This window comes from Coleofasciculus sp. G3-WIS-01, assembly GCF_040223135.1.
Taxonomy (GTDB): domain Bacteria; phylum Cyanobacteriota; class Cyanobacteriia; order Cyanobacteriales; family Coleofasciculaceae; genus Coleofasciculus.
The window spans coordinates 25,323-46,026 of sequence record NZ_JAVJZI010000282.1; the positions used below are offsets into that span (position 1 = coordinate 25,323).

The 20,704-nt window shown below is 45.9% G+C and carries 15 protein-coding genes and 2 pseudogenes; 16 read left to right on the forward strand and 1 reads right to left on the reverse strand.

The annotated features are described in order from the left end of the window. Window positions 1-13: 13 nt before the first annotated feature. Window positions 14-1,408 carry a hypothetical protein gene (locus RIM23_RS30010; protein ID WP_446372064.1) on the reverse strand — a complete coding sequence of 465 codons (1,395 nt, stop codon included), beginning with the start codon at window positions 1,406-1,408 and terminating at the stop codon, window positions 14-16. A 317-nt stretch (window positions 1,409-1,725) separates the two neighbouring features. On the opposite strand from RIM23_RS30010, the gene pds reads away from it, so the two are divergent. The 16 genes and pseudogenes from pds to RIM23_RS30090 all read left to right on the forward strand — a co-directional run bounded on the left by pds (window position 1,726) and on the right by RIM23_RS30090 (window position 20,534). Beyond that, window positions 1,726-3,168 (forward strand): 15-cis-phytoene desaturase, encoded by a 1,443-nt coding sequence (pds, locus tag RIM23_RS30015; RefSeq protein WP_446372065.1) that lies wholly within the window; start codon window positions 1,726-1,728, stop codon window positions 3,166-3,168. A gap of 195 nt (window positions 3,169-3,363) precedes the next feature. Next, window positions 3,364-4,515, forward strand: a complete 1,152-nt coding sequence (locus RIM23_RS30020) for an RRXRR domain-containing protein (RefSeq protein WP_446338525.1) — start codon at window positions 3,364-3,366, stop codon at window positions 4,513-4,515. 323 nt (window positions 4,516-4,838) lie between these two features. Beyond that, complete coding sequence (gene crtB, locus RIM23_RS30025; protein ID WP_446372067.1) at window positions 4,839-5,765, forward strand: 15-cis-phytoene synthase CrtB; 927 nt, start codon at window positions 4,839-4,841, stop codon at window positions 5,763-5,765. A gap of 102 nt (window positions 5,766-5,867) precedes the next feature. Beyond that, window positions 5,868-6,047 (forward strand): annotated as a pseudogene (locus tag RIM23_RS30030) (AAA family ATPase); the annotation flags it as partial. Between the two features lie 166 nt (window positions 6,048-6,213). After that, on the forward strand, window positions 6,214-7,551 hold the full coding sequence (locus RIM23_RS30035; RefSeq protein ID WP_446372069.1) for a WD40 domain-containing protein: 1,338 nt from the start codon (window positions 6,214-6,216) through the stop codon (window positions 7,549-7,551). 179 nt (window positions 7,552-7,730) lie between these two features. Beyond that, window positions 7,731-8,672, forward strand: coding sequence for an Rpn family recombination-promoting nuclease/putative transposase (locus RIM23_RS30040; RefSeq protein ID WP_446372071.1), 942 nt, complete (start codon window positions 7,731-7,733; stop codon window positions 8,670-8,672). A gap of 43 nt (window positions 8,673-8,715) precedes the next feature. Beyond that, window positions 8,716-9,981: a WD40 domain-containing protein gene (locus RIM23_RS30045; protein ID WP_446372073.1), complete on the forward strand. Its 1,266-nt coding sequence runs from the start codon at window positions 8,716-8,718 to the stop codon at window positions 9,979-9,981. Between the two features lie 73 nt (window positions 9,982-10,054). Beyond that, complete coding sequence (locus tag RIM23_RS30050) at window positions 10,055-11,476, forward strand: WD40 domain-containing protein (protein WP_446372075.1); 1,422 nt, start codon at window positions 10,055-10,057, stop codon at window positions 11,474-11,476. Then, on the forward strand, window positions 11,476-12,108 hold the full coding sequence (locus tag RIM23_RS30055; RefSeq protein ID WP_446372077.1) for a GNAT family N-acetyltransferase: 633 nt from the start codon (window positions 11,476-11,478) through the stop codon (window positions 12,106-12,108). Before RIM23_RS30050 ends, RIM23_RS30055 begins: the two co-directional genes overlap by 1 nt. 129 nt (window positions 12,109-12,237) lie before the next feature. Then, window positions 12,238-13,263, forward strand: a complete 1,026-nt coding sequence (gene adhP, locus RIM23_RS30060) for an alcohol dehydrogenase AdhP (protein WP_446372079.1) — start codon at window positions 12,238-12,240, stop codon at window positions 13,261-13,263. A 5-nt stretch (window positions 13,264-13,268) separates the two neighbouring features. Further along, complete coding sequence (locus RIM23_RS30065; protein ID WP_446372081.1) at window positions 13,269-13,427, forward strand: hypothetical protein; 159 nt, start codon at window positions 13,269-13,271, stop codon at window positions 13,425-13,427. A gap of 580 nt (window positions 13,428-14,007) precedes the next feature. Further along, on the forward strand, window positions 14,008-16,575 hold the full coding sequence (gene leuS / locus RIM23_RS30070) for a leucine--tRNA ligase (RefSeq protein ID WP_446372083.1): 2,568 nt from the start codon (window positions 14,008-14,010) through the stop codon (window positions 16,573-16,575). 175 nt (window positions 16,576-16,750) lie between these two features. After that, a complete protein-coding gene (locus tag RIM23_RS30075; RefSeq protein WP_446372085.1) occupies window positions 16,751-17,014 on the forward strand; it encodes a FitA-like ribbon-helix-helix domain-containing protein in 264 nt (87 codons plus the stop codon). Further along, entirely contained in the window at window positions 17,001-17,423 is a 423-nt protein-coding gene (locus RIM23_RS30080; RefSeq protein ID WP_446372087.1) for a PIN domain-containing protein, read from the forward strand. Before RIM23_RS30075 ends, RIM23_RS30080 begins: the two co-directional genes overlap by 14 nt. A gap of 596 nt (window positions 17,424-18,019) precedes the next feature. Then, window positions 18,020-18,736, forward strand: a pseudogene (locus RIM23_RS30085) (filamentous hemagglutinin N-terminal domain-containing protein); the annotation flags it as partial. A 61-nt stretch (window positions 18,737-18,797) separates the two neighbouring features. Further along, the gene (locus tag RIM23_RS30090; RefSeq protein ID WP_446372089.1) at window positions 18,798-20,534 is read left to right on the forward strand and encodes a CHAT domain-containing protein; all 1,737 of its coding nucleotides are present in this window, start codon (window positions 18,798-18,800) and stop codon (window positions 20,532-20,534) included. Window positions 20,535-20,704 lie beyond the last annotated feature (170 nt).

A 20,704-nucleotide genomic window follows, 5' to 3' on the forward strand; every position in this document is an offset into this window, starting at 1 on the left:
CGTTAAAAACTATTTAACGGCGATCGCGAAACAGAAGGATAAAAGCAATCACCACAGCTATCACCCCTGTGCTAATACTTCCCCAAAATACAGTCGTGAAAAAGAAGGGTGTATCTTTGGCGGGGGGCAGTTGTTCGACCAAAACCGTCGCAGCAATACTGCTGACAATCAATCCGATACCAATTAAAGCGACTGTCGTATTTAACATGCGATTACTCTTTGTTTGTTCAATACCACTTACGCTACCAATCGTCCGAATCAAATTTTCCATCAATGGCAATCCTGGACGAAATGTCGCGCCATCCGTGGCAACTTGTTGCAGATATTTTTCATTTGCCACTTCACTAAAGTGGTTCAAAAATTTCAAATAGCTGCTTGTTTCTCGTTCTAGCTTTTGAATCCGCTTTTGATAATTTTCTAAATTTCTCTGAATCGTTGTCATATAATACTCTAGGTCATTTAAATTCATGGCATAATCCGATAATGTGGGTAAAGTCTGGATTAAGGTTGATTGAAGTTCTTTTAAATTCAAGCCTTGGGCAGGAATCGGATTTGGCAAGGTACGGACACTGGCAACTAAACTTCTAATTTCATAAGACTGAAGTTTTAACTCTTGGGTACGGCAGCGACTTTGCCAGTATGCCCAAATAATTTTATGGCGATAGCTAAATAAGCGGATTAAATCTAAGTGAATATCATACATATTTTGCCGAATTTCTGTAACTTTTTTCCCAGCCGGAAACATACAGATTATCAAATGATAGTTTTCTTGACTAAAAGACGTCCAGTCTTGCTGCCAATTATCGGGAGAATGCCAATATTCAAATACCCTTGCTCCCAACAATCGTCCTTGTTCTCTAAATTCAGGAATCCATTTAGGATTGGGGGTGAGCTGTTCATAACAGTCTTTAGCCAATTGTTTGGGATCTTGATTACTATCAGCAATTTGTACAGACACTAGCCAAGTTTGACCAATTGTGCCTTGCTTAGTGGGGAGCAGTTCCCACGTATTAAACTGATGATTAATGTGAGAAGCAATAATTTTCTTGAGTTTGCTTAAGGTTTCAATGCATTGGGTTGCATCATTAGGTTGTTTGGTTTCAGCATCTTTATAGTCTCCCGAACAATTGACTTGCAGGGCGTAAATATCCCCAAGTTGTAGCACCCGATAGTATCCATCTAAGGGAGATTCAAATGCCTTAACCAAGAGTTGAACATAATCAGCTTCGGGATTTTCTAGGGCGGCTAATTTGCTGAGTTGGTCATTGTCTAAGCTGGGATCGATTTTTTGCCAAAACTGTTGGCGGTGTTGATTTAGTTCGGGTAGAGAGTGACCGAAACTATCGCGCAGATCATACAAGAATAGATCGACGGTAGGGTAGATTAGCTGAGTCGGTTTGTTCATCATTGATGACACGGGGAACAGGGGTGGGGGAGATGGGGGAGATGGGGTAGGAAGTTAACTCAAAATTCACGCGCCAGGTTTCCTTGAGCCTAGGGTTGGGTTTCCCCATCCCCAGAGGTTGCGGTCTAAAGATAGCAGATTTTTCTCCACAGCCCCTTTAGCCCCACAGCCCCACAGCCCCTTTAGCCCCACAGCCCCCACAGCCCCTGGAGCTAATTCTATGAAGTCGGCAACAGTTTTTACCAAATGTAACGGATTGCAAAGTATAATGAAATCCAGATTACACCGACAAGCACCTAACTAAAGAGTATTACTATCAGATGCGAGTTGCGATCGCTGGAGCGGGTTTAGCTGGACTTTCCTGTGCCAAATATCTCACGGATGCAGGTCACACCCCTATTGTTCTAGAACGTCGGGACGTTCTCGGCGGAAAAGTTGCCGCTTGGCAAGACGAAGATGGGGACTGGTACGAAACCGGATTACATATCTTCTTCGGTGCCTATCCCAATATGCTACGGCTGTTTAAGGAGCTAGATATTGAGGATCGGCTACAGTGGAAAGACCATACCATGATTTTCAATCAGCCAGAGAAACCGGGCACCTACTCTCGGTTTGATTTCCCGGATTTACCAGCGCCGATTAACGGAATTATTGCGATTCTACGGAATAACGATATGCTGACCTGGTCGGAGAAGATCCGGTTTGGCTTGGGTTTGATTCCAGCCATTATCAATGGTCAGAAGTATGTTGAACAGATGGACAAGTATTCCTTCTCCGAGTGGTTAGGGCGCCAAAACGTACCGCCACGGGTAGAAAAGGAAGTCTTTATCGCCATGGCGAAAGCCCTTAATTTTATCAACCCTGATGAAATTTCGGCAACCGTGGTGTTGACCGCGCTGAATCGCTTTCTCCAGGAAAAGAATGGGTCAAAAATGGCATTCCTGGATGGTGCCCCAACGGAGCGCCTCTGTAAACCCTTGGTAGACTATATTACGGCAAGGGGTGGGGAAGTGCGATTAAATGCTCCGGTGAAGGAATTTTTACTCAATCCGGATCAGACGGTACAGGGATTTTTGATTCGGGGTGAAAATGGGGACGAAGTGCTGACGGCGGATGCTTATGTCTCGGCAATGCCTGTAGATCCCTTAAAGTTAATCATGCCTCAATCCTGGCGAAAGATGGAATTTTTCAATAAGCTAGAGGGGTTAGAAGGGGTTCCGGTGATTAACCTACATCTGTGGTTTGACCGGAAATTAACAGATATTGACCATCTCCTGTTTTCGCGATCGCCGCTTTTGTCAGTTTATGCTGACATGAGCAATACCTGTCGGGAATATGCCAACCCTGACCGTTCTATGCTGGAATTAGTCCTCGCCCCGGCTAAAGATTGGATTGGTAAATCCGATCAGGATATTGTTGAGGCGACGTTGGCAGAACTTAAGAAACTCTTCCCCAAACATTTTGATAGTGATACCCCTGCCCAGTTGCTCAAGTATCACATCGTCAAAACCCCACGTTCAGTTTACAAAGCCATTCCGGGACGACAAGCCCATCGCCCTTCCCAAGAAACGCCCATCGCCAATTTTTATCTGACTGGCGATTACACCATGCAACGTTACCTTGCCAGTATGGAGGGTGCCGTACTTTCTGGTAAGCTGACATCGCAGGTGATTGTCAGACGCCATGAGTCAGGAGGGTTAAGTCAAAGGGTGTTTAAGCAGGTGGACAGTAAAGAGGTTCATGAACCCTGCCCTACTTCGTGAGGACGGGGATTGCCAGAGGGAACCTGGCAGGAAGTCATGAATAGGGCATGAGTTAGTAGGGGCAACACTTCCGAACACTTCCCTAGTTCGGGTTTAAATGTAGGTCTAGGAATCTCGCTTACGCTGGGTGATGCCAGGACACACCCCTACTAATGCCTTAAGGGACGTAAACATTGCACGAGTGGATTATCTCCTATGAATCGTGTTCCAGTAGTTAGCAAAGAAGGAAAACCACTGATGCCTACCAAAGCGTCTAGGGCTAGACGGTGGGTAAAAGAAGGCAAAGCTGTCGGGAAATGGTCAGACCTCGGTGTCTACTACGTTCAGCTCACCGCACCATCGGCAGAGGCAGTGCAACCGATTGCTGTTGGGGTAGACCCCGGTAAATCCTATTCCGGAGTTGGCGTTCAATCTGCCCGTAGTACTCTACTGCAATTACATCTGATCCTCCCTTTCGGTCGTGTCAAGGAACGGATGAAAACCAGAGCCACCCTTCGTCGTTCTCGGCGGGGTAGGAGGATTACCCGTAAGGTTTCATTTAAACAGCGCAATCATCGCCAGTGTCGGTTCGACAACCGCAAGCAATGTAAATTACCTCCATCCATCAGAGCTTCGAGACAACTGGAGCTAAGGGTAGTCACTGAAGTGACGAAGATATTTCCGATAACTGCCATTGGTTACGAGCGCGTTAAAGCCGATGTAGACCAAACCAAACGGAAGAAAGCCAAATCAGGCAAGGGATTCTCCCCCGTCATGGTTGGACAAAACTGGGCAATATCCCAGATGGAGAAGATGGCTCCCGTCTACGTCCGGCATGGCTGGCACGAGGACGGGAATGGAACCTCTCAAATCCGAACTCAACTCGGACTAGACAAGGACAAGAAGAACAAGTCCGTTGCTAAACCAGACACCCACGCCGTCGATGGAGTGGCGCTAGCGTGCGGATACTTTATCAAGTATGTTCGCTTTACTGGTTCTAACTCTCACGGCTACGTTTGGAAGGGTAACGTCAACGTCACTTCCTCTCCCTTCAAAATCATCACCCGCCCTGGTGCTATTAAGCGGGGAAAAGAATACGGATTCTTCCGTCGCCAACTGCATTTTGAGATTACCAGTAAGGCAGGAATTAGAAAACCAAAAGGTATCCACGGAACAGTTAAAGGTTTTCGTGTTGCTGACTTAGTTAGAGCCGAGAAATCTGGAGTCAGTTATATGGGCTACGTGGGAGGTTATTCACCAAAAGTGAAAGTATTTGCTGTCTACGACTGGCAGTGGAAGCGAATTGGTTTATTTTCACCCAAAAAGATGGAGTTAATTCGGAGATCTAATGGTTTATGCGTGGCTTAAAAATTGGTAGTGTTCGGGGCATCGAACCCCTCACTCCACCCGCTATCCCTCCCCGCCCTACTTCGTGGAGGACGGGGATACCCAAGATTTCGTTGTCGGGGCGGGTTGAGAGGAAACTTGCTCATCCTAACTCCACGATCTGTCTTTACACAAAAGCGAAGGTGAAAGCCCTCGTGATTCATCCGAGGGATGAAACCGAGCAGTCCTTAAATAGCCGAGGATTTATGTACAGACGTGCCATGGCACATCTGGAACATGACGTTTGACTTTTATGACTCAATCCAGGATCGACTCCTTAACCCCCAACCGATTGCCTGCAACGAATGCTTCAATTGCCTAAATCTCCGCCCATGAGAAAGCTGGTTTCTGAATCTGAGGCTTATGAAATCTGCCGTCAGATTACAGCCAAATACGCCAAAACGTTTTATCTGGCTACCTTACTTATGCCAGAAGAAAAGCGTCGTGCGATATGGGCAATCTATTTCTGGTGTCGGCGAACCGATGAACTGGTTGATGGTCCCCAAGCCCGTTTAACGACGCCGGAAACCTTGGAACGCTGGGAACAGCAGTTAGAATCGGTTTTTGCGGGACAGCCAATCGAGGACGCGGATGTGGCGTTAGTGGATACGTTGCAACGATTCCCGATGGATATTCAACCGTTTCGGGATATGATCGCGGGTCAACGGATGGACTTATTCCGCAGCCGTTATGAAACCTTTGAAGAACTTCAGCTGTACTGCTATCGTGTGGCGGGTACGGTGGGGTTAATGACGAGTCCAGTGCTAGGATTTGACTTGGCTTGGAGTCAAACGTCCTGGAATGGTCAATTTGAGACGAATCCAGTAGAGGAAGCGATCGCGTTAGGAATTGCTAAACAGTTGACAAATATCCTGCGCGATGTTGGCGAAGATGCACAAAGGGGTCGAATTTATCTGCCATTAGATGAATTGGCGCTATTTAATTATACCGAAGATGATTTATTTAAGGGAGTTGTTGACGAGCGCTGGCAGGAATTGATGCGCTTCCAAATTCAACGGGCGCGTAAGTTTTATACTTACGCAGAAAAGGGTATTGGGGCGCTGAGTCGGGATGCGCGTTGGCCCGTCTGGGCGGCTACGATGCTGTATCAGGGGATTTTAGATGTAATTGAGCGTAATAATTATGATGTGTTTACGCAACGGGCTTATGTGTCTAAGGGGCGGAAGTTGCTTTATTTACCAGTAGCGTGGTTAAGGGCGCAAGCACTTTAAGAAGCATTGGTCATTTGTTTTTGAACATTACTGGTAGGGGCGCACGTCGGTGCGCCCAATTTAGCCTTAAAATCTCGTCCACTATTTTAGGTCGTCAACTGAGTAAATGCTGCCATTTATCTGCGTCGTCTCCTCCTTGTTACTGGACGTCCGGGTTCTGGGAAAACCTCTCTAGCGTATGCTTTCGCGTATGAGTTGCAACTCGGTTCGGTTCTGGCTTGGTCAATCACCACTCGTACTAATCTCCAGAATGGACTCTATAACTATGACGCGATCGCGCGACGGTTAGGGCGGGTTTAGTCGCATTTGGGTGAGGTCAAAAATGATAGTAGTCAAACCCGCCCCTACACAAAAAACAAAATATTCCCGCCTTGATTGCGCCAGATGTGGTGAAAATTAGGCTACCCTTTTACCTAATCCCGCAACCCATATTCCCGTTGCACCCGCTATGAGTAACCGCCACTGGCTAAAGATTACTGAATACCTTTTCCTCGCTGGTTCAGCCTTGGGAACGGTTATCACCGCCGCAACTCAACAGGCGGTTTACGCCGCCGCACCGATTACGATTACTCTGGGATTGAATCTAGCTAATCGAGGGCGATTTTATCAGAATACTCATCAACAGACACAAACCGCGATCGCACAACTCCAACAACAAGCTACAAACTCAGACTCCCTCAAATCCCAGATTACCGAATTACACGCTGCGATCGCACAACTCCAACAACAAGTTACAAACTCAGACTCCCTCAAATCCCAGATTACCGAATTACACGCTGCGATCGCACAATTCCCAATCCCAGAACCGATTAACTCCAATTCTCCCAGGATTCAGTCTGCTGTAGAAGTCGAACTGCTTTTACCAGACAACATTTCCCGATGGCAATGTGTCAACACCCTCACCGGAAATTTAGCGCCCATTACCACTCTGACTCTTCATCCAGATGGGCAAATTATTGCCACTAACACGATTAACAATACAATCCAATTGTGGGATATTCACACGGGACAAAAACACCTGATTCTCAAAGGACATTCCCACCCGGTTTTATCCATCGCCTTTAATCCTCACGAACAAACCTTAGCCAGTGGTAGTGCAGATCATACGATTAAGCTGTGGGATACTCGCACCGGAGAGCAAAAACGCAGTTTAAAGGGCTATTTTTACTATTTTCTCGCCGTCGCCTTTAGTCCCGATGGCTTAACCTTGGCGAGTGGGAGTGCTGACTGTACTGTTAAGCTTTGGGATGCCAATACTTTAGCCCAAAAACGCATTTTTAAAGGACATGGGGAAAAAGTTCATACCGTAGCCTTTAGTCGGGATGGGCAAATTCTTGCCAGTGGGAGTCGGGATGGCATGATTAAACTCTGGGATGTCCGTTCCTCTGTTCGCAACGATACGATCACACTCAACGGACATCAAGGTGGGATTTATGCGGTCATATTTAGCCCCGATGGACAATGGCTGGCTAGTGGAAGTGCAGACTGTACAATTAAATTATGGGACATGAGAACTGGACAGGAAAGGTATACCTTAAAAGGACATACTGATGAGGTTCGCTGTCTTGCCTTTAGTCGGGATGGAAAAACCTTGATCAGTGGAAGTTGTGACCAAACCCTGAAACTATGGAATCTGGAGGATGGGGAGTTAATTAGCACTTTATCGGAACATGCGGGTGCAGTGACATCAGTGGTTTTCAGTCCCGATGGACAGCAATTGATTAGTGGGAGTAGCGACAAGACAATCAAGATATGGCGTAGGCTTGAGGAGTGCGATCGCGCCTGAACTCCAGTCCAGTCAACCTTGCGCCGCGATCGCCGTTCTATCTGCTAATAACTTGAGAACATAATACAATATTTTATCGTCCCCTCTTAGTCTATAGCCAACCTCCATAATTGGTAAACTATTTTATTCGCTGCTCCCCATGGTAATCTGTATCTTAAGAAATAAATTAGGTGCTATATATGACTTTCATTAACCCAAAAACAGACTTTGCCTTCAAAAAAATATTCGGCTCTACGGATAGTAAAGACATCCTCATTAGTTTTTTAAATGCGCTTCTATACGAAGGCAATTCCACCATCGAGGACTTGGAAATTATTGATCCGTATTTACCGCCGAGTATTCCTGGTCTAAAAGATACATTTCTGGATGTTAAGGCGAAAATTACTGGAAATAAAATCGTGATCATTGAAATGCAAGTCTTAAATGTCGTCGCCTTTGATAAACGAGTTGTATTCAATGCCGCTAAAACCTTTGCAACTCAACTTAAATCTGGGGAAGGATACTCTAGACTGAATCCTGTCATTGCTTTGACAATTACAGACTTTCAGATGTTTCCCCATCGAAATAAAGTCATTTCCCGATTTACTTTTGCCGACATGGAGGATTTATTCATATATCCGGAACATCCTCTAGAATTGGTTTTTGTAGAATTGCCGAATTTTCAAAAAGATTTAAATGAATTGGAAACATTAACCGATAAATGGATTTATTTCATGAAACAAACGAGCAACTTAGACAGTGTGCCGGAAACAATGGATGAAGTTGCTGCTATTCAGAAAGCGTTTAGAATTGCTAATCAAGCCAACTTAAGTCTGGAAGAGTTGGAAACGCTAGAAAAGCAGCAGATGTTTCTGGAAGATCAACAGGGCGCTATTTTGAAAGGTTTAGAACAAGGGAGACAGCAAGGTTTAGAACAAGGGAGACAGCAAGGTAAACAAGAAGGAGAAATTGGATTAATCTTGCGTTTATTAGAACGTCGTATCGGAGCGATCGCGCCGGAAATGCAAACCCGCCTCCGTCAATTATCCTCTGGGCAATTAGAAGCGTTAGCCGATGCTGTCCTGACATTTACTGATTTTACCGATTTAACCACTTGGTTACAAGATAACACCCAGAGTTAAACCAAGAGCGATCGGGTGCATGTCAAATTTGTAGGTTGGGCTCTTGGAACGAAACCCAACGAGAGCAAATTATGGCTATGCTGCACCGGAACAGGCGTTGGGTCAAGCGTTTTTTGCTAGTGATTTGTATAGTTTGGGTGTAACTTGTATTCATCTGTTGACTCGACGCCATCCCCTAGAACTCTATTGTGTGAATGAGGGGGATTGGGTGTGGCGAGATTATTTAACCACGTCCATTAGTCCTGAATTAAGTCAAATTCTCGATAAATTGTTGCAACGTGCCATCCGACGACGTTATCAAAAGGCACAAGATGTTTTCCAAGATTTAAACCATGATTCAACGACGACATCTCCCCGCTATTTTGCCGCACTAAAAACCTTGGCGATACCTGCTATTACTCAACTCATTCCTCCTAAAAATACCTGGAAATGTATTCATACTCTCATCGGTCATTCAAGTTCGGTTTGTTCCGTGGCGATTAGTCCTGATCAACAATGTCTGGCGAGTGGAAGTTTCGATAAAACGGTTAAATTGTGGAATCTTCAAACAGGGGAATTGTTGCATACGCTGACAAAACATACCAAACCTGTGTTGTCGGTGGCGTTTAGTCCTGATGGTAAAATTCTTGCTAGTGCTAGTGTGGATGACACCATTGAATTATGGCAGTGGCAATCAGCGTCTTTAAGCTGCACGATCGCGGATTATTCCGATGCGAGAGTATCGATATGTCTAGCGATTAGTCCCGATGGGAAATTTTTGGCTAGTGGTAGCGATCGCCAAGTTATTAAAGTATGGCAGATTGATACTGGCAATTTACTCTACACCCTCAGTGATTCACGGGGGATTAATTCAGTCACCTTTAGCCCCGATGGGCAATTCCTGGCTAGTGGGAGTAGTGATAATACGGTGAAGTTATGGCGTCTGGATAATAGTGAACTGGTAAACAGGTTTACAGGTCACGAACGGGATGTCAATTCGGTGGCGATTGACCCCCAGGGGAAAATACTCGCCAGTGGTAGCAGTGATACGACGATTAAATTATGGCATTTAGGGAACGGTAAACTCCTCGCTACCCTCAGAGGACATGGGGATTGGGTACGAAGTGTAAGATTTAGTCATAATGGACGAATTCTCGTCAGTGGTAGCGCTGATGCCACAATTAAGTTATGGGATTTGCACGGTGGTAAGGTGGCGGCGACGCTAGCGGAACATACCAAGGATGTGAATTCTATTGCGTTGAGTCAAGATGGGCAGATGATTATTAGTGGGAGTCGCGATGGCACAATTAAGATTTGGCGGTATCAATAAGATCATCATTTTTCATTCGTTAGGAAACGGGGAAGAAATTCATAATTTATAATTCAGATAATTCATAAGTTTAATGGATCAGCTTAATCAGTATTATGTAATTTTGGGACTGCAACCGGGCGCGTCTTTAGCAGAGATTAAACAAGCCTATCGGGAATTAGCTAGATATTGGCATCCGGATCGCTTTCCTGATGATCCGCAACGACAAGCCCAAGGGCAAGAGGAACTTAAAAAAATAAATGACGCTTACCAAAATCTGAAGTCATACACTCCGGTATTACCTCAGCCAGAGGCTAACCAAGATGTGGATGCGACAACCTATTACCAGTGGGGGATGGAACTGGCAAAGGGCTGTCAATATCAGCAAGCGATTGACTATTTTAGCAAAGCTATATGGCTGGATTTTGATTTAGTTAAAGCCTATAAATATCGCGGACTGGCTTATTCTCAACTGGGCGAACACCGACAAGCGATCGCGGATCTTAATCAAGCGGCTAGTCTGTATTGGCAACAGCAAGATCTACGAGAGTATCAAGATGTGCTTTTCTGCATTAGCAAGTTGCAAAATGTAGTCTTGCAGCCACTCCAACAGAACTGGCGTTGTGTTCATACCCTGAAAGGTCATACTTACTTTGTCTACGCCGTTGCGATTAGTCCAGACAGGCAAACTATCGTGAGTGGTAGCACAGATGGAACGATTAAACTATGGGATGTGCAAACAGGAAAGGAACAACGCACTCTCAAAGGACATGTCGGTAGGTTTGGCTATGTTCAATCTATTGCAATTAGTGCCGATGGGCAAACATTGGTGAGTGGGGGAAATGATAAAACGATTAAGATTTGGCAACTCAGTACCGGGAATGAAAAGCAAACATTAATCGGACATTCGGGTCTATTTGCTGGGGTTAAGTCGGTAACAATTAGTCCAGATGGTAAGCTACTTGCCAGTGGTAGCGATGATAAAACCATTAAACTTTGGTCTCTGCCGAAAGGACGAGAATTACGCACCTTTAAGGGTCATAATGCTGGAGTCAATGGAGTTGCTATTAGTCCAAATGGCAAGATTCTCGCCAGTTGTAGCACTGATAAAACGATTAAGTTATGGCAGGTGGGAAAGGCGCGGGAACTTCATACGCTTATCGGTCATCATGATGCTGTAAATGGGGTAGCATTTAGTTCCGATGGGCAGATTCTTGCCAGTGGGAGTGCCGATGGAACGATTAAAATCTGGCAACTCAGTAGTGGGCGGATACTGCGAACTTTGAAAGGGCATCATGATATGGTCAATGCGGTGGCATTTAGTCCTGATGGACAGATTCTTGTCAGTGGTAGCACCGACAAAACGATTAAACTGTGGCAGCTTAGAAAAGGGCAGAAACTCCGCACCCTCAAAGGACATACGGCTGCTGTACATACAATTGCAATCAGTTTAGATGGGCAAATTATTGTCAGTGGCAGTGCGGATAAAACAATTAAGATTTGGCGATGCGATTAATGCTAAATGACAAAATTGATAACATTAAAACTCATCAATTAGAAACTTCCCAACTTGATGAAATTGCTGAACTCCTTGCCCTTGCCTTTGAGAAAGGGTCGGGTCTTAGCCAAATTTGCAACGCCACAGGAGAAGAACTTCATCGCCGCCTGCGCTTTATATTTCAAAGTGGGCTGGCACTTCAATCTACAGCCAAGCAACAGGTATTGACTGTTCAGAAAAACGAGCAAATTATTGGTGTTGCTGTTTTCCAGGAACCCGAACTTCACGTTCCGCTTTGGGCGCAGATTCGGTGGTTATTAAAGGTGAGTTTTGGGATCAGTCCTTTTGTGGCATGGCACTTATGGCAAAGCTTGAGGGTTTTTGAACAATACCATCCCCCCCAGCCTCATTACTACCTGCTTCTGTTGGGTGTACATCCCTATTTTCAGGGGAGAGGATACGGTGGTGCTTTGCTGAATGCGTTGCACAGGCGTTCAGAAGCACATAAGATCGCCACGGGTGTGTATTTAGAAACATCCAATCCGCAAAATGTGGGATTATATAAACAATTTGGCTATTCTCTCAAAGGACAAGTTGATGTTAAAGGAGTCCACAGTTTTATTATGTTTCGTCCCAATTTTGTAAAATAAATTGATATTGATAAGTCACCTGTAGCCCCCCCTGCACATTGGATATATATCCTCCTTTCGAGGGTGCAATCCCAGGGGAGGGGAACATAGAATCAAGCCAAGAAAATCCAACGATTAAGGATAAAGGTTATGGCAAATACGATGAAAGCCGCCGTGGTGCATAAATTTGGCGAACCCCTATCGATTGAAGAGGTTCCTATTCCAGAACCCAAAGCCGGACAAGTCTTAATCCGTACCGTTACCTGTGGTGTCTGCCATACTGATTTACATGCGGCTGATGGGGATTGGCCCATAAAGCCTAATCTGCCTTTTATCCCTGGACATGAGGGGGCGGGTTATATCGCCGCTGTGGGTTCTGGCGTAACGTTATATAAAGAAGGCGATCGCGTCGGGGTTCCTTGGCTGCATAGTGCCTGTGGACATTGCGAATATTGCTTCACGGGTTGGGAAACCCTATGTCCTGATCAAGAAAACACAGGGTACTCTGTCAATGGAGGTTATGCGGAGTATATGGTGGCGCCGGCTGACTATGTAAGTCCTATCCCCGATGGCGTTGATTTTGCTGATGCTAGTCCCATTCTCTGCGCTGGGGTAACCACCTACAAGGGTTTGAAAGAAACTAATACTAAACCCGGAGAATGGGTGGTGATTTCTGGTATTGGTGGCTTAGGTCACATTGCTGTCCAATATGCCAAAGCTTTGGCACTCCATGTTGTCGCCTTAGACACCAGTGATCAGAAGCTGGAGTTAGCCAAGCAATTGGGGGCAGAACTTACGGTGAATGTGACCAAAGAAGACCCCGCCACGGTGGTACAAGAGAAAATTGGGGGGGCGCATGGTGCTTTAGTCACCGCTGTTTCTACTGCTGCTTTTCGTCAAGCCTTGGGAACGCTACGACGAGGTGGAACTTGTGCTTTAGTTGGGTTACCCCCAGGAGATTTTCCTACACCTATCTTTGAGGTGGTATTAAAACGGATTACTATTCGCGGTTCCATTGTCGGTACGCGCAAAGATATGCAAGAATGCTTACAATTTGCGGCAGAAGGCAAGGTGAAGCCCACTTTAGAGAAGCAACCGTTAGAGGAGATTAATCATATATTTGAACGTCTCAGAAACGGTGAAGTGAATGGTCGCATCGTGCTGCAAATCAGCTAATTATTATGACAATTAACCCCCCTTACGAAGGGGGGCAAGGGGGGATGGTCAATGCCCAAAATACGCTGATTAATCATGCCAGTATTCTCTTTGCGATCGCGTGGGGGTATTGGTGTCTGATTAATGGGATGCGATCGCGAAAATCCTGGCAAGTTTCACCCTAACTCAAAGACATCATCCCGGCGATACAACTCGGATAGTATCATGTCCGGTTGCATCCTCACCGGTGAACCTATCCTATAACTATAACTTTTCGATTTCTCCGTTGAGTTTTAAATTGCTCAAGATAATCGGACTGAGGGCTTAAGTCGGAAATTCCTGGCAAAGCTTGACTTACCGTTGGTTTTGGTTGTAGTATGAGAAAATTAAATCCTGTATTTTGGTTTATTTTTGTTCATTTCTAAAGGCAAAACCCATCAAAGCCCTAAAATAACGTCAATTTTTTTCCCTAACTTGGGAAAAGTTGAGAAAATACAAACATGTTTCAACACCCAATTTTCATCAACTCATCAGGGGCAGATTTGACAAAAAAACCCTTTTGTGCATCTAAGTACCCAAACAAGAATCGGAAACGATGGATTTTCACGTCGCTTTTGGTCGATTTCTGAACTATCGCGTCACGCCAGTAGTCAACCCAGGATTGTAAGGGGCTAAAGCCCTTACTACATACAAACTCCTCATCTCCCCTGATGATGTGCCAAAATTGTTAGAACGGATCAGTTCAACCCTGTAGGAGATTCTTTTGTGGAGTCGCGTTATAACCCCGTCGAGATAGAGGAAAAGTGGCAAACGAGTTGGTCACAACAAAACCTAGACCAAACCCAGGACAAGGCAGATAAGCCCAAATTCTATGCCCTGTCGATGTTCCCCTATCCATCGGGCAACCTGCACATGGGTCACGTCCGTAACTATACAATTACCGATGTCATTGCCCGCAAAAGCCGGATGCAGGGCTATCGAGTTCTCCATCCTATGGGTTGGGATGCCTTTGGGCTACCCGCAGAAAATGCCGCGATTCAACGGGGTGTTCATCCCGCCAAGTGGACGTACCAAAATATTGCTCAGATGCGGTCTGAGTTAAAGCGTCTGGGATTGTCCTACGACTGGAACCGGGAATTGGCAACCTGTGCGCCAGATTATTACCAGTGGACTCAGTGGATTTTCTTGCAGTTTCTTCACGCCGGATTAGCCTATCAGAAAGAAGCCGCTGTCAACTGGGACCCCATTGACCAAACCGTACTGGCAAATGAACAGGTGGATAGTGAGGGACGTTCTTGGCGTTCTGGTGCGAAAGTGGAACGGAAACTCTTACGCCAGTGGTTCCTGAAAATTACCGATTATGCCGAACAATTACTCAACGATTTAGATAAGCTGGAGGGATGGCCCGAACGGGTGAAGTTGATGCAAGCCAACTGGATTGGCAAGTCCATCGGCGCTTATTTAGAGTTTCCCATAATCGACTTGGATGAAAAAATTGGTGTCTTTACCACTCGCCCAGATACGGTTTATGGCGTGACTTATGTGGTTTTAGCCCCAGAACATCCCTTAACCCCAAAGGTTACGACTCCTGACCGCAAAGCTGCGGTTGATGCCTTTATTAAAGAGGTAACTCAGGAAAGCGAATTGGAACGCACGGCTGAGGATAAACCGAAACGCGGTATTCCCACTGGGGGTAAGGCGATTAATCCCTTTACTGGGGAACAAATCCCGATTTGGATTGCCGATTACGTCCTCTATGAATATGGCACAGGGGCGGTGATGGGGGTTCCCGCCCATGATGCGCGAGACTTCCAATTTGCCAGGGAACAGAATTTACCCATCAAGACGGTGATTGTAGCAGCGGATGCGGCTGACCCGAAAGCTGAACCGAAACAGGCTTATACTGAACCCGGTGTGGTGGTGAATTCTGACCTGTTCAATGGCATGGAATCTATTTCCGCCAAAGCAGAAATTGTCAACTACGCCGAACGCCAAGGATGGGGGAAAGCCCGGATACAGTACCGCCTGCGGGATTGGTTAATTTCCCGCCAACGCTATTGGGGCGCACCGATTCCGGTAATTTACTGTCCCGATTGTGGCATTGTCCCGGTTCCGGAGCAGGATTTGCCTGTAGAATTACCGGAGAATGTAGAAATGAGTGGCGGGCGTGTCGCCTCGTTAGCCCAAGTGGAGGGATGGACCGATGTACCTTGTCCCACCTGTGGTACAGCCGCGAAACGGGAAACGGATACGATGGATACGTTTATTGATTCGTCGTGGTATTTCCTGCGTTATCCTGATGCGAATAATAACCAGCAGGTTTTTGACAAGAGTAAAACTAATGACTGGATGCCCGTAGACCAGTACGTGGGTGGCATCGAACATGCGATATTGCACCTATTGTACTCCCGTTTCTTCACCAAAGTTTTGCGCGATCGCGGCTTACTCAATTTTGATGAACCGTTCCAGCGTCTGTTGACTCAGGGGATGGTGCAGGGGTTAACCTATATGAACCCCAGAACCGGGAAATGGATTCCCTCGGTTGAGGTCAACCCCAATGAACCCAAAGACCCAGAAACCGGGGAAACCCTGGAGGTGTCCTACAAAACCATGTCCAAATCTAAATATAACGGTGTCGCACCTAAAGAAGTCATTAACAAATATGGTGCGGATACCGCCCGCATGTTTATCCTGTTTAAAGCCCCCCCAGAAAAAGACCTGGAATGGGATGATGCAGATGTGGAAGGACAATTCCGTTTCCTCAACCGAGTTTGGCGTTTAGTCGAGGAGTTTGCCGCAAACGGAACCAACCGTTCAACCACCACTCCCCCTGAGTTAAGTAAACCGGAAAAAGACTTGCGGCGGGCAATTCACACGGCGATTAAAGAAGTCACTGATGATTTAGATGGGGAGTATCAATTTAATACAGCGGTTTCCGAGTTAATGAAACTCAGCAACGCCCTCGGTGATGCTAAGTGCAAAGACTCTCCCGTTTACGCCGAAGGAATCGAGACACTGATTCTATTATTAGCCCCCTTTGCCCCCCATATCGCGGAAGAGTTATGGCATGGAATTGGTCATACAGATTCAGTACACCTACAACCTTGGAGTACCTTTGAACCAGATGCATTAGTCGCCGATGAGATTACCTTAGTTATTCAAATCATGGGTAAAACCCGTGGCACAATTCAGGTTCCCGCTGATTCCGATAAATCAGCCTTGGAAAAGTACGCCAAGGAATCAGAAGTTGCCCAGCGTTATATCACAGGTAAGACGGTGAAAAAGGTGATTGTTGTACCGGGAAAGCTAGTTAATTTTGTGGTGACAGGTTGATATCAAGGTAGGGAGATAGAATCATGTAGAGACGTGCCATGGCGCGTCTATGTGTAGGGGCGGGTTTCACTACTATCTTATCCATTGCACCCATAAGTAACTAAACCCGCCCCGACCATAAGACGAATGACATAAACGAATGACGAATAACAAATGACCCAAACTCAAATTGACTATGAACAGTATCACGATTAAAAACTTTGATGATGACCTGAAAAATCGCCTACAGAAGCGAGCTGAATATTCGGGACGTTCTTTAGAAGAAGAAGCTAAAGCAATCCTCGGCGCTGTCTTAACAGAAAAAGCGTCCAAACCCTTAAATCTTGCTTTGGCAATCGAGCGACGTTTTGCAGATTTTGGCGATTTTGAACTCCCAACTATTACTAGGGAACCTTTACGCGAACCCCCTAATTTTGAAGACTTACATGATTGTACTTGATACTAATGTATTGTCCGAACTGATGCACCCCAGAGGTTCGCAAGTGGTGCGTCAATGGGTAGCAGCACAACCCCTGACTAATCTTTTTACAACAACTATCACTCAAGCGGAAATTCTCTATGGGATTGCTTTATTACCTGCTGGAAAACGCCAAGCTGAACTTAACCAAGCGGCTCAATTGATGTTTGCTGAAGATTTTATAGGACGTATTTTACCGTTTGATGAAACAGCCGCGATCGCTTTTGCTAGAATTGCCGCTGAAAGAAGACGAATGGGTAAACCAATTTCCCAATCTGATGCTCAAATAGCCAGTATTTGTTCTGCTTGCCAAGCGACTCTTGCCACTCGTAATGTTTCTGATTTTGAAGGGTGCGGTATTACACTTGTTAATCCTTGGGAGCTTGAATAAACCTATGGATGAGAGTATCAGGTATCGTCATGCTAGACATGGGACTCTCCTCGATTTAGCCAAGTAGTTTTTAATCCGGTTTCTGGCAGAGTTTTTCTAGTTTAAGCTGTCATGCATTTAAATGGGGTATTAGTAGCGAGCAAGATGCTCTGCACTACACGGCTTTCGCCATTATTGATATTAAGGTTTAAATGCCAAACAGCTTATTGCCTAATCTCAACCGTTAACTTTAATGAAAGTCCGACTACTTACCCAACTCCCCATAGAACCTGTTGGGTTTTGCTTACGCTCTACCCAACCTACATCTGACGTGCGCCCGATTTTATGGTAATATCTATATCACGATTTTATCTGTACAACGCCAGTAGTAAGCGATACAAGCGTTGATGGCGAAGACAGCCCAACTACGAACTTAGCTGTTGAAAAAAATAGATTCGCTACGGCGAGGAAAGGGGCTTTTGTCCCTCTACTGATACCCTGAGCGAAGTCGAAGGGTTGCGTCATTGCTGATTATAGCTTTTCGGTCTGATGCAGATGTGGCGGTTTCAGGTCAAAAATTGTGCCACAATGCTAAAAAGGCAAGTGCTATACCAACCATGCAATCGACTCGATTCTCTCTGTACTGGCTTTGTAGTTCTGTTTTTTGGCTTAGTGTTTTTTATTCCTCTTGCGCCAAGGCTCAAGGGGTGACACCTGCTAATGATGGGACTGGAACCCAAGTCATTCAAACGGGAAATCAGTTTACGATTACGGGGGGTAGCTATTCCGGAGATGGCGCGAATCTCTTTCATAGTTTTGAGCAATTGAACTTGAATGCGGATCAAATTGCTACCTTTATCAGTTCACCCACGATTCAAACTATCTTAGGGCGAATCGTTGGCGGTGACGCTTCACTGATTAATGGCTTGCTGCAAATAACCGGGGGAAACTCGAATCTATTTTTAATGAACCCCGCCGGGTTTATTTTTGGTGCGAATGCTCAACTGAATGTTCCGGCTGACTTTACCGCGACAACGGCTACGGGAATCGGGTTTGGAGAAACGCTTTGGTTTAATGCTTGGGGTGAAAATAATTACCAGAGTTTGATGGGTACACCCAATCTTTTTACGTTTGAATTATCACAACCGGGGGCAATTGTCAACGCTGGAAAATTAGCTGTAACTGAGGGGAATTTAATCTTACTGGGGAATCCTGTGATTAATACGGGGAACCTAATAGCCTCGGGTGGACAGATTGCGATCGCGTCAGTACCGGGAGAGAATCAAGTTAGAATTAGTCAACCTGGGCATGTCCTGAGTTTGGAACTTGAACCCCAGTGGTGGGTCAATTACATTTACCGCCGACTCAGATGGGGATTTGGCGGGGTCTTTTTTTATGGATCAAAGTCAGTCGATTACGGCTGAGGGTAGAGACGTGACGATTTCCGGCGCGTCTGTCACGGTGGGGACAATTGATACCTCCAGTAATCTTGATGCAGGTGCGATTAATCTCACCGCCACGGCTGACCAGATTAGCACCCAAACTCTCTTCTCCCTAGCCTCTGAAGGTCAGGGAGGAGACATCCGTTTGCAGGCACAGGGAGATATGATCACGGGCGGGATTGATTCCGGTTCGACGAATGGGGATGGGGGTTCGGTTACGCTGACCAGTATCACAGGAAACATTTTTATTGATCCAATGCGGGGAGAATTAACCCTGGAAACTGGAAGTGGTTCACTGGCGGTAGACGCAGGGGTGTTTACCTTTGCCGGGGGAATGGGTCGAGGGGGAGATATTATAATGAGCGCTCGCGGTAATATTAACACAGGTTCTCTGGGTTCAGGGTCGGCGATGGGGGATGGCGGAAATATTCGCCTAACCAGCGCTACGGGTATTATTGATACGTTTGGGGGTGAGGTGAGATTTTTAGGGGAAACTATTGTTAATCCTGGAGTCTTATTATCGGGTTCTGCGGGAACGGGTAAGGGTGGCGATATTATCCTCAAGGCGGGTCAAGATATTATTACAGGTCATCTGATTTCCAGTTCTCTCAACTCAGATGCGGGGAAGGTTGAGTTGACGGTAACGGAAAATGAGAGTGATATTGAGGTATCTATAATCAATTCTCAAGCCTTAGATATAGGCGCAGGGGGGGATGTCGAGGCGACAGCAACAGGTATTTTTACCGCCACAGATGTGACTGAAGACGCCTTGTCGAAAATTCCAGAGGGTGGATTGGAACCGGAGGAAATACCCGATACCTTAGACCGAGAGGCGAGTATCTCCACATCTGGAGGAAGCGGCGGTGGTTCGATTACAATTATTCATCAGGGGGGATTGCGGGATATTCCCTTTACTGTGGGTGATGGGGGGGAGAACGGGACGGCGGGTTCTCTTAGCAGTGGTGAGTTTACCATTGAACCCGTTCAATCGTTTTCAACAACATACATTGAAGGCAATATTCAAATTATTAACCTTGGCGATGTTAATCCCGTTGACCTGACGCAGCCTCTGAGGTTACCAGAACGGCTGATGGTGTCAAATCCCACCACCGAACCCAGGGGACTGGGGGAACTTGACCAATCGATGAGTCAAGATTATGCCGACTATTTTGGCTTAGACAACACCTCAGAGATTACCCTAAGCCAAGCCCAAAGCTTATTGCAAGATATCAATAGTGTCACGGGTATCAAACCTGCGGTGATCTATGTCCTGTTCGTTCCCCAAGTGATTACGCCGATTCCCCCCAACCAAGGGAGTGAAAACACCTCTTTGTCACTGTTGCGATCGCAGACTCCCCAAGATAGCGATCGCTTAGAATTAATTCTAGTCACGGCTGACCAACCGCCGATTCGTAAATCCCTGAATGTCACCCGTAGCCAAGTCCTCTCTGTCGTCCGAGACTTTCACTCCACGGTGACGAATGCGAGACGACCTACTGCCTATCGTATTCCAGCACAACAAGTCTATCAATGGTTAGTTGGTCCGTTAGAAACGGAGTTGCAACAACTCAACATCGAAAACCTAAGCTTTATTCTCGACGCCGGGTTGCGCCATATTCCCCTAGCGGCGTTACATGACGGCAATGACAAAGCCTTTATCCGTGTCAACTTAAGCTATAGCCTTTTGTGAGCAGAAAGAATATTTTTGAAAATATCTTCCCATTTTAACACCAAACTGAGTTTAAGGGGTAGTATTTACCCCACATTTCATATAAAAATCACCCTACCCTTGACAATTAAAAATCTTTGTAAAGCAGTGGATTGACTTCTAGAAAATTTGCTGATTTAATATCCATGGAG

Bases quoted from the DNA above. Each gene is read 5' to 3' on its own strand.
- RIM23_RS30010 (WP_446372064.1), bottom strand. From the start codon at position 1,408: ATGATGAACAAACCGACTCAGCTAATCTACCCTACCGTCGATCTATTC.
- pds (WP_446372065.1), top strand. From the start codon at position 1,726: ATGCGAGTTGCGATCGCTGGAGCGGGTTTAGCTGGACTTTCCTGTGCC.
- RIM23_RS30020 (WP_446338525.1), top strand. From the start codon at position 3,364: ATGAATCGTGTTCCAGTAGTTAGCAAAGAAGGAAAACCACTGATGCCT.
- crtB (WP_446372067.1), top strand. From the start codon at position 4,839: ATGCTTCAATTGCCTAAATCTCCGCCCATGAGAAAGCTGGTTTCTGAA.
- RIM23_RS30035 (WP_446372069.1), top strand. From the start codon at position 6,214: ATGAGTAACCGCCACTGGCTAAAGATTACTGAATACCTTTTCCTCGCT.
- RIM23_RS30040 (WP_446372071.1), top strand. From the start codon at position 7,731: ATGACTTTCATTAACCCAAAAACAGACTTTGCCTTCAAAAAAATATTC.
- RIM23_RS30050 (WP_446372075.1), top strand. From the start codon at position 10,055: ATGGATCAGCTTAATCAGTATTATGTAATTTTGGGACTGCAACCGGGC.
- RIM23_RS30055 (WP_446372077.1), top strand. From the start codon at position 11,476: ATGCTAAATGACAAAATTGATAACATTAAAACTCATCAATTAGAAACT.
- adhP (WP_446372079.1), top strand. From the start codon at position 12,238: ATGGCAAATACGATGAAAGCCGCCGTGGTGCATAAATTTGGCGAACCC.
- RIM23_RS30065 (WP_446372081.1), top strand. From the start codon at position 13,269: ATGACAATTAACCCCCCTTACGAAGGGGGGCAAGGGGGGATGGTCAAT.
- RIM23_RS30075 (WP_446372085.1), top strand. From the start codon at position 16,751: ATGAACAGTATCACGATTAAAAACTTTGATGATGACCTGAAAAATCGC.
- RIM23_RS30080 (WP_446372087.1), top strand. From the start codon at position 17,001: ATGATTGTACTTGATACTAATGTATTGTCCGAACTGATGCACCCCAGA.
- RIM23_RS30090 (WP_446372089.1), top strand. From the start codon at position 18,798: ATGGATCAAAGTCAGTCGATTACGGCTGAGGGTAGAGACGTGACGATT.